The sequence below is a fragment of the Maribacter stanieri genome (genome assembly GCF_900112245.1).
Taxonomy (GTDB): Bacteria; Bacteroidota; Bacteroidia; order Flavobacteriales; family Flavobacteriaceae; genus Maribacter; species Maribacter stanieri.
Map to the genome: position 1 here is coordinate 355,707 of NZ_FOYX01000003.1, position 13,694 is coordinate 369,400.

Genomic DNA, 13,694 nt, shown 5'->3' on the forward strand with positions numbered 1-13,694 from the left:
ATAGATATTGTAAGATGTTAACTACTTGTCAATAAAAAGCAGAGCTACGCGGAGTCTAATGTAAAAAAATAGTTCTAACTTGGGACTTAATCCCCCAAACTGAACTATGAACTTATTAAAAAAAATAGGAGCCATCCTGTTGGTTATTATTACACTCCTGATAATTATTGTTGGAGTTATTGCGTATACTTTAAAACCAGATTACTCTGGGGAAAAAGAGTTAGCTAACCTTCAACAAGAGGTTAAAGTCTATTACGACGACTACGGTATTCCTCATATTTATGGAGAAAATGAAAAAGATGCATTTAGAACATTAGGCTACGTTCATGCTCAAGATCGTTTATGGCAAATGGAATTACTTCGCCGTATTGCAAGTGGAGGTCTTTCAGAAGTTTTTGGTGTGGATTTAATAGGAACGGATAAATTCTTCTTATCATTGGGTATTGCAGACGCCTCAAAATTAACTGCTGCCAGTGTAGCTGAAAATGATGAAGGTGTTGTTTTGGCAAAGGCATATTTAGATGGTATAAATCAGTTTATAACCGAAGGACCTACGCCCATAGAATTTCACCTTACCGGTATTGAGAAAAAAGCATTTGTTCTAGAAGATGTTTATAATACTATTGGTTACATGGCATTCAGTTTTGCAATGGCACACAAAACAGACCCCTTACTTACCACTATAAATTCGAAATTAGGTCCTAATTATTTAAAAGATTTACACGTAGGGTCTACCATAGATACGGAATGGATTAAAAATTATAATCCAGCTAGTTCAGATTCTATACAAAATAATCTTACTGCAGCAGTCAATAAGGCTTTGGGTGTTTTGGACATTCCTTTATTTGAAGGTAGTAATAGCTGGGTAATAGCTCCGGATAAAACTAAAAATGGTAAGGTTATTTTTGCCAATGACCCCCATATTGGGTTTGCACAACCATCAGTATGGTATGAGGCTCATATGGAAACACCTACCTATTCAAAATATGGTTACCATATAGCAGGTATTCCGTTTCCTCTTCTAGGGCATAATAGAAAATTGGCTTATGGTATTACAATGTTTGAGAATGATGATGTTGATTTTTATTTTGAGCAAAATAATCCTGATAATGAAAATCAGTATTTAACTGAAGGCGGTTATGTAGATTATGAAATTGTAAATAAGAGTATAAAAGTAAAGGACTCTTATGAAGTTCAATTTTCTTATAAAAAATCTATTCACGGACCAATTCTCAACGGTATTGCAGATCAGGTAAAAGGAGATAGACCAATTGCAATGTCATGGGTATATACACAAATGGAAAATAAAGTTATTGATGCAATTTATGGTTTAAGTCATTCTAATAATCTTAAAGAGTTTAAAACCGCCTTACCAAAAATACATGCGCCTGGTCTAAATATTATGTATGGTGATGAGGAAGGTAATGTAGCTTGGTTCGCCACGGCACAACTCTATCAGATTCCAGATTCTGTAAATACCAAAATGGTTTTTGAAGTTGGAGAAGGTCTACCTTTAGAAAAAGATTTACTTGATTTTAAAGAGAATCCTCAAGCTATTAATCCTCCAAGTAATTATGTGTATTCAGCCAATAACCAACCAGATTCTATTGCTGGTATGTTATACCCAGGCTACTATTTGCCAGAGAATAGAGGTAAGAGGATTGTAGAGTTATTAGCGCCTAAAAATGACTGGGATATTACTTCTGCCAGTGAAATGATTACAGATGTTATATCATCTGTAGAGCCAGAAATTATAACCAATTTAGCAAAGTTGTTAGATGTTTCTTTATTGAGTGAAAATGGATTAATGGCTATAGATAGTTTAAAAATGTGGAGAGGGGATTATGAACTTTCTTCAATAGAAGCTACTATTTACAATAGATGGATTTACTATTTTTTAGAAAACACTTTTGAAGATGAATTGGGTGATGAGTTGTTTAATCAATTTTTAAGTACTCATTTTATGAAAAGGCTAATTGCTCCTTTATCCAAGGATGAAGATTCTGTATGGTGGGATGATGTTTCCACAACTGATGTAAATGAATCTATGGTTGATATAGTAAATATATCTTTTATGGAGGCAGTAGCTTCATTAGAAAAAGATTTCGGAAATAATCTAGATTATTGGCGGTGGGAGAGGGTGCATACCATTGAACATGGTCATCCTATTGGACAGATAGCAGCGTTGCGTTCCTTTTTTAATGTTGGTCCTTATCCAGTGCATGGTACTAGAGAGGTGATTAATAATTTGGCATTCTCATATGATGATACTGGCTATTATAAAACAACTTCAGGACCTTCAACCAGAAGAATTATAGATTTCTCTGACGTAGAGAATAGTATCAGCATACTGCCTACAGGACAATCTGGTAATCCCTTTAGTGAACATTACCGAGATCAAGCAGAAATGTATGTTAACGGAGAGTTTCGTAAAATGATGATGAATAAAGAGGAAATTCAGAAGAGTAAAGAAATCCTTACTTTTAAGCCAAAGGATTAAAAATGCTTACAAAAGTTTACGGGAGTGCAGTATTTGGCGTTGAGGCTACTACTATTATAGTAGAAGTAAATATTGATAAGGGAATTGGCTATCATCTAGTTGGGCTTCCCGATAACGCAATTAAAGAAAGTAATTATAGAATAGCGGCTGCACTTCAAAATAATGGTTATAAAATTCCTGGGAAGAAAATAACTATTAACATGGCACCAGCAGATTTACGTAAAGAGGGTTCTGCTTATGATCTCACACTAGCTATTGGAATTTTAGCGGCATCAAACCAAATTAAATCTGAAAATATAGAGAAGTATATCATCATGGGCGAGTTATCGTTAGATGGTAGCCTTCAACCTATAAAAGGTGCACTTCCCATAGCTATAAAAGCACAAGAGGAAGGATTTGAAGGTTTTATTTTGCCAACAGCCAATGCAAAGGAAGCTGCAATAGTTGGAGATTTAAAAGTATATGGGATAGATAATATTAAGCAGGTTTTAGATTTCTTTGATCAAGATATTCCGTTAGAGCAGACTATTATAGATACAAGAGAAGAATTTTATAAAAGTTTAGATTTTCCTGAATTTGATTTCTCTGATGTAAAAGGTCAGGAAAGTATAAAACGTTGCATGGAAATTGCTGCGGCGGGCGGTCATAATATAATATTAATAGGTCCGCCAGGCGCAGGTAAGACTATGTTGGCAAAAAGATTACCTTCCATATTACCTCCAATGACTTTGCATGAAGCTTTGGAAACGACTAAAATTCACAGTGTTGTTGGTAAGGTAAAGAATATGGGATTAATGAGTCAAAGACCATTTAGAAGCCCACATCATACAATTTCGGATGTGGCCTTGGTCGGAGGAGGTGCATATCCACAACCCGGGGAAATTTCACTTTCTCATAACGGAGTATTGTTCTTAGACGAGTTGCCAGAATTTAAACGGGGTGTTTTAGAGGTAATGCGACAGCCCTTAGAGGATAGGGAGGTAACTATTTCTCGTGCACGTTTTACGGTTACTTATCCAAGTAGTTTTATGTTGGTGGCGAGTATGAACCCTAGTCCGGGTGGTTATTTTAATGACCCTGATGCTCCGGTAACTTCATCACCAGCAGAAATGCAACGATATTTAAGTAAAATATCTGGTCCGCTTTTAGATCGTATCGATATTCATATAGAGGTAACTCCGGTTCCATTTGAAAAACTATCCGAAGAACGAAAAGGAGAAGGGAGTGTTGAAATTAGAAAACGAGTTACAGCAGGGAGAGAAATACAAACAGCTAGGTTTGAAGGATTGGAAAATGTGCATTACAATGCTCAAATGAACACAAAGCAAATTCGTGCATATTGTAAATTAGACGATAAGTCTAAAGCGTTATTGAAAAATGCGATGGAGCGATTAAATTTATCGGCTCGTGCATATGATAGAATCTTGAAAGTAGCTAGAACTATCGCTGATTTAGCCGGTGAGCAGGAATTGATTGGAGATCATATTTCAGAAGCCATTCAATACCGCTCGTTAGACAGAGAGGGTTGGTTGGGGTAAAAATTTTAACAATTAATTTGACCTTGAGTTTCAATCTGGCGACAGCTTAGTGTATGTAATTAACTTATTTTCGGATACTAGTTTTTGGCGGATTTTTCTAAAGAATTTTATCATTTTTCAATTAAGTTCTTTATCAATCATTTCTATTAATTTTTGTATTTCTTTTTTAGTGGTATTTTTAAAAGTTTTCTGAATAGTGTTCTCTCTTCGAGTTGTCATTAACATTTCATGAAATTCATTATTTTCCAATAGGGATTGATAATCGATAGGTGTTGCGTTATTTAGCAAAATGAAATTTTGAAAGTGTTTTTTGTAAAATATTTTAAATTCAATCATGTTATTATAGGCAAGTTCATTTCTCTGGAACTTAGTAAGTTCGTAATTGAAGGAATATAGCTTTTGGTAGTTTTCGCGTAGGGTATCATTCGAAATAATATCAAAACCGATGGTCTTTAAATTTTCATAAGCTGTAGTGTTGGTCATGTGTATAGTATATGCTGGTATCCATCCAAAATGGTAGTCTAAGCTGTCCTTATAGGGTTTTCGCTGTTCTAAATAATCCAAGACAATATTTGTAGAATTCATTGCATTTTCAAGCACGAGATTTGGATACTTTTCTTGAAGAATGTCAGCCTCCAAATTGCGTTTCATTTGAAGTAATAAATCTCTTTCTTGTGATATTCTTTTATTTCCCTCATTCCAGTTGTTGATGGACAATGCAATCAGAATTCCGATAACTACCAATACAATCTCGCCAATTGAGTAGAATAGGTATTTACTAAACTTATTTTCAGTGAGCAGTTTTTGACGTATTTTTCTGAAGAAGTTAATCATGTGAAGTGGTTGGTTGTTCATCCTAAGATAGAGAATTATTCTAAGAGGCTTAAAATCAGTCTAATAATATGTAATTAGAAGACCACCACATTAGATAGTTTCACAGATGTGGCCCTGGTCGGAGGAGGTGCATATCCACAACCCGGGGAAATTTCACTTTCTCATAACGGAGTATTGTTCTTAGACGAGCTGCCAGAATTTAAACGGGGTGTTTTAGAGGTAATGCGACAGCCCTTAGAGGATAGGGAAGTAACTATTTCTCGTGCACGTTTTACGGTTACTTACCCAAGTAGCTTTATGTTGGTGGCGAGTATGAACCCTAGTCCGGGTGGTTATTTTAACGACCCTGATGCTCCGGTAACTTCATCACCAGCAGAAATGCAACGATATTTAAGTAAAATATCTGGCCCGCTTTTAGATCGTATCGATATTCATATTGAGGTAACTCCGGTTCCATTTGAAAAACTATCCGAAGAACGAAAAGGAGAAGGGAGTGTTGAAACTAGAAAACGTGTTACAGCAGGAAGAGAAATACAAACAGCTAGGTTTGAAGGATTGGGAAATGTGCATTACAATGCTCAAATGAACACAAAGCAAATTCGTGCATATTGTAAATTAGACGATAAGTCTAAAGCGTTATTGAAAAATGCGATGGAGCGATTAAATTTATCGGCTCGTGCATATGATAGAATCTTGAAAGTAGCTAGAACTATCGCTGATTTAGCCGGTGAGCAGGAATTGAATGGAGATCATATTTCAGAAGCCATTCAATTCCTGCTCACTGGATAGAGAGGGTTGGTTGGGGTAATTTACTTCTCTTGTTTTAATTTTTAAAAGTGGATTTAAATTAGCCTAGTTGAATTTTTTAATCAGTTGATAACTAAATTCTATAATTTCCTTATAATTTTCTTTATTAATTTTTTCATCAATACCGTGAAAACGTGATAATGAATTAGGATCTAATCGAATTGGATAAAATCGATATACATCGTCTGAGATTTCATAAAAATAGCGACCATCAGTGCCTCCACCTACAAGACCAGGAACAACTACAGACTCTGGGAAAACAGAACGTATTGTTTTTTCGAGTGTTTTATAAGCATTGGAATCAATGCTCGATACAGGCGATGGATTCGTCAAAAAACCTACCTTTTCAACTCTTATTTTATTACTAATAGTATTTTCAATGTGTTCTTTAACAGATTCAATATTTTCGCCTGGTAAAATTCTGAAATTGATAGTGGCTTCGGCAACCGTTGGTATAACATTATTTTTAATGCCACCATCTATAATCGTTGCGGCAGTAGTAGTATGTGCATTCAATGCTTCAAGAATTGGTTTTTTGAATAACCAAGGATTTGCGAAAGCAACTTTTTTCATAAAAGGTAATTCTGCGCCCATATATCCTAATTGATAATTGATAGGCTCAACCAATTTATAAGGTAACTGATTGTTTTCTAGATCTACAATTGCCTTGGCCAGCATACCTATGGTATTTTCTTTTGGAGGTGCCGAGCTGTGCCCACCATTGGTTTCAACAATAAGTCTAAAAGAAGCAAATCCTTTTTCTGCTAAATTTACTATAGCTACAGTGTTATCAATACCTGGTACTAGACCATCTGCTAAAAAACCGCCTTCATCTATGGTCATAGATGCATCAACTCCTCGCTCTTTTAACAAAGCTGCAATTTTAGCAGCCCCTTTAGAACCGCCTACTTCTTCATCATGACCAAAAGCTAAGTAGATAGTTTGGCTAGGAGTAAATGATTCTTTTAATAAAAGCTCAACAGCTTCCATGAGTGCCATTAAGGAACTTTTATCATCTAGTGTTCCTCTACCTATAATATCTGTAGCTGTTATTTTTCCTTCAAAAGGTCCTGCTTCCCAGTCATTCAAGGTGGGTTCATCTACAGGTACCACATCTTGATGAGACATAAGAATAATTGGTTTTTTATTTTGATCAGTCCCTTTCCAGGTATATAATAAACTGTATTCATTTACTTTTTCTAATGTCAGTTGCTCATGAATTAATGGATATGTGTCTTGAAGGAATTGATGAAAACCATAAAAAGCAGTAGAATCAGGTATGGCATTTTCACTAAAAGAGATAGTGGGGTATTGAATGGCTTTTGATAAATTTTTGTAAACATCGTCAGAGATCACTAATTTTTCTAACGGGTCGGACTCAACTTGTTTTGAAGTTAGTGATAGCGTATTGAATAAAAGTATACAAAGAACAAGAACGACAACAGCTAAAAGGCTGTAGAGTATTTTTTTCATAATGGTTTGTTGGTTGATGGTCTGTAATAAGCTGAATTCCAATACAATTTAGCTAAAAATACCAAGCAATTTATTGCCTATTGCGTTTATTATAAATTTCAAAATTTTATTGATGAATAAATAATGAATTCTAAAATTCTGTGATTAATTTTTATAAAATTGCTCTAATAATCATACCATTCAAATATGTGATCAACATAATTATAAGGTTCAATTTCGTTTCCTAAACATAGTAAAACTGAAGGATGGTAGTAAAGATATGGCTAGCTAAGTGCTAATGGCATATCAGTCACATTCTTATCCCATACATTCGCATTTAGCTTAAAGTTTACTTACATTTTTACTCTGGTAATAGCCGATATTTTTAAGTCATTACTTTTCTAAGTGCCTTATCAAATAGTTTTATATCTTCTATTGTACCTGAACTAATTCTTGCCCAATTAGTAAATGGTGGAAATGGTCTGCCTATGAGAACATTCTCTTTTTCCATTGCAGCCATCATTTCGGTTATAGGTTTTCCAGTTTTGAAAAATATAAAATTAGTATGTGACTTTTGGTATTCTAGGTCTAAATCATCTAGAGTTTTGTATATCTGATTTTTAGCTTCTACATTTTTAGCAATACTAAATTTATAAAACTCATCATCTCTTAATGCTTCTTTCGCAGCTTCAATTGCCAAAACATTGGTCATTGCCATAACGTTTTTCTTTAATCTGGTAGCAATATCAGGTCGGGCAACTAAATAACCTATTCGTAGACCTGCGAGACCGTAAACTTTAGAAAAGGTTTTTGAAACGATGACATTCATGTTTTCTTTCACTAACTCAACCATAGACGGGTAATCTGGTTCAGTAATAAAATCATAGTAGGCTTCATCGCTGAAAACCATGGTTCTATTACTTACAGATAAACAGAAATCTCTTAGCTTATCCTTTTCAATTAATGTTCCCGTGGGATTGTTCGGATTACATATGAAAACTAAGCCTGTTTTAGCGGTAATACGCCTTTCCATTTCGTTAAGGTCATGACCCATTTTCTCATCAACAGGTACACGATGAATAAAACTACCGTTATTTTCGGCATAGGTTAGTAGGGATTGAAAAGTTGGTTCGGGTGCAATGATTTCCCCTCCGTTCATTCCAAAGGTTAATCCAGCTGCTTTTAGACCTTCCGTAGAACCACCGGTTACGACTATATGGTCTTTAGTTACCCCTTCTTTAAGTGCTATCTGTTCCACCAACGGATGAAAAATTATGGATGGATATCTGCAGGCGTAGTCCAACGAATTTATAATTACTTCCCTTACAGCCTTTGAAGGACCATATGGATTTTCGTTAGAGTTTAATTTAGCCACACCATTCAGTTTGGTGTTTATGGGCGTATGGAGATTCATAGCCATCGAGCTAAATCCTCCTAAAAGAGTGAAACCACTGGATAGTCCTGTGGTTTTAAGCCATTTTCTTCGGTCAATGTTGTTCATATGTATACCCTTTAGGTAAAAGATACAAAAAACCTGACTATGTCATTTAGATATTTATTATGGGTAGTGAGCTTATTTTATAAAAAAAGCTCCTCATTATTAACATCGTCTTCTTTTCTTTTTGGTGCGGTAAATATATCTTTTAATATGTAGCTGGTCACAATGGTAAGACCAATTGTCAAAGTAGGAATTGAGTATGTCCAACTTAACAAATGCATGAGACCTCCACAAATAAGGGTTATTACGCCTATTACCATTACAAAGTTCCATACTATTTCAGCTGTACTATTTTTTATATCTCCGTCTTTAGACATGAAATATGAGGTACCTTCCATTGCAAACCAGGCAATAAAAGTAAATGCAGTACCTATTTGAAAAAATAAGGTATGGGTAAAGTCTAAAATTGTTAATAGTCCGTTGGTTGTCCAAAAAAGAACCAATACCATTTTTATTAAATCGACGGTCTTTTTTTCTTCTTTTCTCGCAAAACGCATTGCATATAATACAAGTATTGCGGCAAAGGAGATGAATATTATTCCTTCAGAATAAGGCCAATGAAGTATTCGCATAACCAATCCGATCAAAAGGGTAGCTATCGCTGCCCTAATGGGATTTCTAAATGCTTTTTTAGAATTTTCCATATCTGGTTTTTTTAGTTAATTACTTTAATGTTGGCTTTTAGACCTTGCATAATTCCTATAATATTATTTACGGTTTCATTTAAATAATACCGTACTACAATATGTGGAATACGAATGGTTGTAAAACCATTTTTAAAAGAGTGCATTGCTTCTTCTAAATTATTGATAGCTTCATGCTCTGTAAGTTTATCATACGCAGAATCAATTTCAATATTTAGTTTTACACGAGAAATGGCAATATCAATTGATTTTTTACCATCCCACCATTCTAGCATAGAGTTAACACCTGCTTCTTTAAGTGCATAATAGAGCTGTATAGCTTCTAAAGGGGTGTTATGTTTATTAATTAATAATTCTATACGTTCATGGTGTTTCATGCAAAGCTCAACGCCTGCGCTATCCATTGCATTTTTGTGGTCTAGGTAACCAAGTTCTTTCTTACATTCTAAACAAATCATTAATAGGTTAAGTTTAAGGTTTGGGGATAGCTATAACCCAGTTATTTTTGGATTAGTATATAACCTCGATGAATGACCTCCAAGTTTTAGACGAACTGCATTTTTTTAGATTAACTGCATTTTGAAATGTTAAAATTGTGGTGAAAATGATTCTGAGTATGGTGAGCAAATTCATATTTACCAATTATATTTACAAGAATGATAATTTTACTAGATGTTTAAGAAATTAGGTCCAGGTGTTCTTGTAGCCGCAGCATTTATAGGTCCGGGAACGGTTACCGCTTGTACATTAGCAGGGGTTAATTTTGGCTTTAGTTTGCTGTGGGCCATGTTGTTATCTATTATAGCAACCTATATTCTTCAAGAAATGTCTGCAAGATTGGGTATTGTAACACAGAAAGGTTTAGCAGATGTGATAAAGCAAGAGCTACACAATCCATGGTTACGCAATGGAGTAATAGTATTGATTTTCTCTGCCATTATAATAGGTAATGCGTCTTATGAGGCAGGAAATATAGGTGGGGCTACCCTAGGTATGGAAGCTTTATTTGGTATGGAATACAGCAATTTATATCCTTATGTCTTAGGTGGTTTAGCTTTTATATTATTATATCTAGGAAGTTATAAGGCATTAGAGAAGGTATTTATAGTGCTTGTTTTAATTATGAGCCTATCCTTTGTTATGACAGCCATTTTGACCAAACCCGATATTTGGGAGTTGATAAAAGGGTTGTTGGTTCCAACAATTCCAGAAAAGGGGATTCTAACCATAATTGCTTTAGTAGGGACAACGGTGGTTCCTTATAACCTTTTCTTACATGCAGCTTTAGTAAGTGAAAAATGGAAATCAAAAGATGATTTAAAACTAGCAAAGAGAGATACTTTGTTATCTATAATTTTAGGAGGTCTCGTTTCTGTGAGTATAATTATTTCCGCTGCTGCCATAAATTCAACCGAAGTGAATAATGTAATGGATATGGCAAAAGCCTTAGAGCCTTTATACGGTTCAGCGGCATTATACTTTTTGGGAATAGGAATGTTTGCTGCTGGTATTACTTCTGCAATAACGGCACCATTGGCTGCTGCTTATGTTGCAAATAGCTGTTTTGGTTGGAAAGCTGGGTTTAAGGATGCGAAATTTAGATCCATATGGATGATAATTCTAGCATTGGGAGTATTCTTTTTATCCTTCGGTATAAAACCAATAGAGATTATAAAATTTGCTCAGATAACCAACGGGTTATTATTGCCTATTATCGCCGTCTTTCTTTTGTGGGTGGTTAACAGGGCTGGGGTTATGGGTAAATATAAAAATAACATGAAGCAGAATATTTTTGGTGTAATCATTATTCTATTGGCTGTTTTATTAGGTGCTAAAAGTATTTTAACGGTATTAGGTGTTTTATAAATGGTTAAGAAAACTATTGATATTAATTGTGATGTAGGTGAAGGCGTAGGTAATGAGCAAGAGCTATTCCCTATGATCAGTTCTTGTAATATTGCCTGTGGCGGTCATGCGGGTTCTAGAGAGTCAATTAGACATTGTTTAGAATTGGCTAAACAATTTAATGTCAAAGTAGGTGCACATCCTTCATATCCGGACAAGGAAAATTTTGGTCGTATTTCTATTGACATATCTCAAAATGATTTAATCAAGACTATTGAGTCTCAAATGCAACAGTTTGAAGCTGTACGGGAGCAAATGGATATAAAACTGCATCATATTAAACCTCATGGGGCACTCTATAACGACATTGCAAAAAATGAAACCTTAGCTACAACTTTTTTAAAGGGGATTGAGGCTTATAAAAGAGGTACGGTGTTATATGTTCCCTATGCTAGTGTAATTCATAAATTAGCCATTAAAAACGGTTTTACAGTACTTGTGGAGGCTTTTGCAGATAGAAATTATAATAACGATTTAAGTTTGGTGTCCAGGAAAGAAAATAAAGCCTTAATTACTAAGGGTGATGAGGTGTTGACCCATTTACTACGTATGCATAACGAAATGATGGTAAAAACAATTACAGGAGATAAAATTGAGATAGAGGCAAATACCTTTTGTATACACGGAGATACTCCATCTGCATTGCAAATTTTGATGTATATTACAAAGCATTTACCTCAACATAATCTACAACTAAAATCGTGAGCTCCCCTAAAATTAATATAAAACCATTTGGAGTACATTCCGTCTTAATTGAATGGCCAAACGAGGTAAGTGAACATATTCTTGAGAAAATATTACATTTTGAAACTTTTTTAAAGAATGAGTTGTTGACAAACCAGGAATGGGAGATGGTACCGTCATATAATTCACTCTTATTAATAAATAGAACTGCACAAATTGATTTTCAAAAAATATCTAAGGATATCATTACTTGGTATGCCCAATTAGGAGAGTCTACAAAACCTGATAGATATTTATGGAGATTACCTGTTAATTATGATTTAGAATACGGTCTGGACCTTGAAGAGGTAGCCAATAAACTTCATAAAACGAAAGAAGAAATTATAGCGATGCATACGGGAGCTACTTATATAGTTTATGGAATTGGGTTCTTACCTGGTTTTATGTACTTGGGTGGCATTGATAAAGAATTAGAAGTACCTAGAAAAGCAACTCCTAGATCAAAAGTTATTAAAGGTGCTGTGGGCATTGCTGGTAAGCAGGCGGGTATTTATCCGCAAGAATCTCCTGGCGGTTGGAATATAATAGGAAACTGTTCCGTCCCAATTTTTGATGTTTCAAAAGAGAACCCGTGTTTTGTAAGTGTTGGTGATAAAATTGAATTTTATCAAATATCAAGGGCAGAGCATAATTTACATAAGATAGAAGCTGAAGTGGGAATTTATAAACCTGAAAAAATTAAAATAGATGCTTAAAATTCTAAAAGCAGGTTTTTATACCACGGTGCAAGATGCAGGTAGGTTTCATTTCAGAAATAAAGGAGTGCCAGTTTCTGGTGTTATGGACGAAATGTCTGTATTTAAAATTAATTTCTTATTAGAAAATGAACCGGCGGCTGCGGTACTGGAAATTACCATGACCGGACCAACCCTCATTTTTGAAGAAGAAACGTATATGGCACTTGGTGGTGCAGAAATGTCTGCAACACTAAATAATCTCCCAATACAGAATTATAAGGTTTATCAAATTGAAGTAGGTGATATACTATCCTTTGGGCGCTTAGAGAAAGGTTTTCGATCTTACTTAGGTGTTAAGGAAGGTTTTACTACTAAAGAGGTGTTAGGTAGTAAATCTTTTTATAAACCAATTACCAAAGTGAATAGGTTAATTGATAATGATGTTGTGCCTTTTTCTGCACAAAATGAATTTCAGCCTAAAATTTCAGAGATTAAAGTGGATTCCTTTTTAGACGTTTCAATATTAGAGGTGAGTAAAGGACCGGAGTTTGATATGTTAAATGACAAACAACTAGAAGACATTTTCTCTAAAGACTTTACGGTAGCTCATGAGAATAATAGAATGGCTTATCAATTAACCGAAACAATAACCGAGCATTCTATTTCAATGCTAACATCTGCAACTATACCTGGTACAGTGCAATTGACGCCTGCAGGTAAATTAATTATACTGATGAAGGATGGGCAAACTACTGGAGGTTATCCTAGAGCTGTTCAATTGACAGATAAGGCAATATGTATTTTGGCACAAAAAAGGGGAGGAGATGCTATAAGTTTCAAATTGGTTTAATTTATTACTTTTTAATTCGATTTTGTTAAGGGGGTAATTATGACTTATTTTTTCACTATTATTGTAATATGAATCTAACGAATTTTAATATTGAGGTTGTCATTGTCATTCCTAAAAGGAAATGATATAGCTTTTCAATATGTAGAAAAACCTGTATCAGAATTATTTGATACAGGTTTTTTTTGTGCAATTAGATTTATAATAGTCAGTTTTGAAGTATTGAATATGGTATAAAACAAGGATTT

The 13,694-nt window shown here is 34.6% G+C and carries 11 protein-coding genes and 1 pseudogene; 7 read left to right on the forward strand and 5 right to left on the reverse strand.

Annotated elements, in window-relative coordinates; translation table 11 throughout:
* The first annotated feature begins 106 nt into the window (after positions 1 to 106).
* Both BM296_RS15365 and BM296_RS15370 read left to right on the forward strand, forming a co-directional pair.
* Positions 107 to 2,500, forward strand: a complete 2,394-nt coding sequence (locus tag BM296_RS15365; RefSeq protein WP_091904263.1) for a penicillin acylase family protein — start codon at positions 107 to 109, stop codon at positions 2,498 to 2,500.
* A gap of 2 nt (positions 2,501 to 2,502) precedes the next feature.
* Entirely contained in the window at positions 2,503 to 4,038 is a 1,536-nt protein-coding gene (locus tag BM296_RS15370) for a YifB family Mg chelatase-like AAA ATPase (protein ID WP_091904265.1), read from the forward strand.
* Positions 4,039 to 4,155: 117 nt separating this feature from the next.
* Here BM296_RS15370 and BM296_RS15375 read toward each other — a convergent pair whose 3' ends face one another.
* On the reverse strand, positions 4,156 to 4,872 hold the full coding sequence (locus tag BM296_RS15375; RefSeq protein ID WP_143099088.1) for a DUF6090 family protein: 717 nt from the start codon (positions 4,870 to 4,872) through the stop codon (positions 4,156 to 4,158).
* A 96-nt stretch (positions 4,873 to 4,968) separates the two neighbouring features.
* Between BM296_RS15375 and BM296_RS15380 the strand changes: the two are divergent.
* Positions 4,969 to 5,680: pseudogene (locus tag BM296_RS15380) on the forward strand (YifB family Mg chelatase-like AAA ATPase); the annotation flags it as partial.
* 44 nt (positions 5,681 to 5,724) lie between these two features.
* Here the strand turns inward: BM296_RS15380 and BM296_RS15385 are convergent.
* The 4 genes from BM296_RS15385 to BM296_RS15400 all read right to left on the reverse strand — a co-directional run bounded on the left by BM296_RS15385 (position 5,725) and on the right by BM296_RS15400 (position 9,731).
* Positions 5,725 to 7,152, reverse strand: a complete 1,428-nt coding sequence (locus BM296_RS15385) for a M20 family peptidase (protein ID WP_091904269.1) — start codon at positions 7,150 to 7,152, stop codon at positions 5,725 to 5,727.
* A 364-nt stretch (positions 7,153 to 7,516) separates the two neighbouring features.
* Entirely contained in the window at positions 7,517 to 8,632 is a 1,116-nt protein-coding gene (locus tag BM296_RS15390) for a pyridoxal phosphate-dependent aminotransferase (protein WP_091904271.1), read from the reverse strand.
* A gap of 77 nt (positions 8,633 to 8,709) precedes the next feature.
* Positions 8,710 to 9,273 (reverse strand): hypothetical protein, encoded by a 564-nt coding sequence (locus BM296_RS15395; RefSeq protein WP_091904273.1) that lies wholly within the window; start codon positions 9,271 to 9,273, stop codon positions 8,710 to 8,712.
* Between the two features lie 11 nt (positions 9,274 to 9,284).
* Positions 9,285 to 9,731: a hypothetical protein gene (locus BM296_RS15400; RefSeq protein WP_091904275.1), complete on the reverse strand. Its 447-nt coding sequence runs from the start codon at positions 9,729 to 9,731 to the stop codon at positions 9,285 to 9,287.
* A 214-nt stretch (positions 9,732 to 9,945) separates the two neighbouring features.
* On the opposite strand from BM296_RS15400, the gene BM296_RS15405 reads away from it, so the two are divergent.
* The 4 genes from BM296_RS15405 to BM296_RS15420 are packed head-to-tail and all read left to right on the forward strand — an operon-like array spanning position 9,946 to position 13,449.
* Positions 9,946 to 11,139 carry an Nramp family divalent metal transporter gene (locus BM296_RS15405; protein WP_091904276.1) on the forward strand — a complete coding sequence of 398 codons (1,194 nt, stop codon included), beginning with the start codon at positions 9,946 to 9,948 and terminating at the stop codon, positions 11,137 to 11,139.
* Entirely contained in the window at positions 11,140 to 11,883 is a 744-nt protein-coding gene (pxpA, locus tag BM296_RS15410) for a 5-oxoprolinase subunit PxpA (RefSeq protein ID WP_091904278.1), read from the forward strand. It begins immediately after the preceding gene.
* On the forward strand, positions 11,880 to 12,617 hold the full coding sequence (gene pxpB, locus BM296_RS15415; RefSeq protein ID WP_091904280.1) for a 5-oxoprolinase subunit PxpB: 738 nt from the start codon (positions 11,880 to 11,882) through the stop codon (positions 12,615 to 12,617). The genes pxpA and pxpB overlap by 4 nt, the downstream gene beginning before the upstream one ends.
* Positions 12,610 to 13,449, forward strand: coding sequence for a 5-oxoprolinase subunit C family protein (locus BM296_RS15420; protein WP_091904282.1), 840 nt, complete (start codon positions 12,610 to 12,612; stop codon positions 13,447 to 13,449). The genes pxpB and BM296_RS15420 overlap by 8 nt, the downstream gene beginning before the upstream one ends.
* Positions 13,450 to 13,694: the final 245 nt, after the last annotated feature.

Excerpts from the sequence above, each read along its gene's own strand:
- BM296_RS15370 (WP_091904265.1), top strand. The coding sequence starts at position 2,503 with ATGCTTACAAAAGTTTACGGGAGTGCAGTATTTGGCGTTGAGGCTACT.
- BM296_RS15420 (WP_091904282.1), top strand. The coding sequence starts at position 12,610 with ATGCTTAAAATTCTAAAAGCAGGTTTTTATACCACGGTGCAAGATGCA.
- BM296_RS15375 (WP_143099088.1), bottom strand. The coding sequence starts at position 4,872 with ATGATTAACTTCTTCAGAAAAATACGTCAAAAACTGCTCACTGAAAAT.
- BM296_RS15395 (WP_091904273.1), bottom strand. The coding sequence starts at position 9,273 with ATGGAAAATTCTAAAAAAGCATTTAGAAATCCCATTAGGGCAGCGATA.
- BM296_RS15390 (WP_091904271.1), bottom strand. The coding sequence starts at position 8,632 with ATGAACAACATTGACCGAAGAAAATGGCTTAAAACCACAGGACTATCC.
- BM296_RS15385 (WP_091904269.1), bottom strand. The coding sequence starts at position 7,152 with ATGAAAAAAATACTCTACAGCCTTTTAGCTGTTGTCGTTCTTGTTCTT.
- pxpA (WP_091904278.1), top strand. The coding sequence starts at position 11,140 with ATGGTTAAGAAAACTATTGATATTAATTGTGATGTAGGTGAAGGCGTA.
- BM296_RS15400 (WP_091904275.1), bottom strand. The coding sequence starts at position 9,731 with ATGATTTGTTTAGAATGTAAGAAAGAACTTGGTTACCTAGACCACAAA.
- BM296_RS15405 (WP_091904276.1), top strand. The coding sequence starts at position 9,946 with ATGTTTAAGAAATTAGGTCCAGGTGTTCTTGTAGCCGCAGCATTTATA.
- BM296_RS15365 (WP_091904263.1), top strand. The coding sequence starts at position 107 with ATGAACTTATTAAAAAAAATAGGAGCCATCCTGTTGGTTATTATTACA.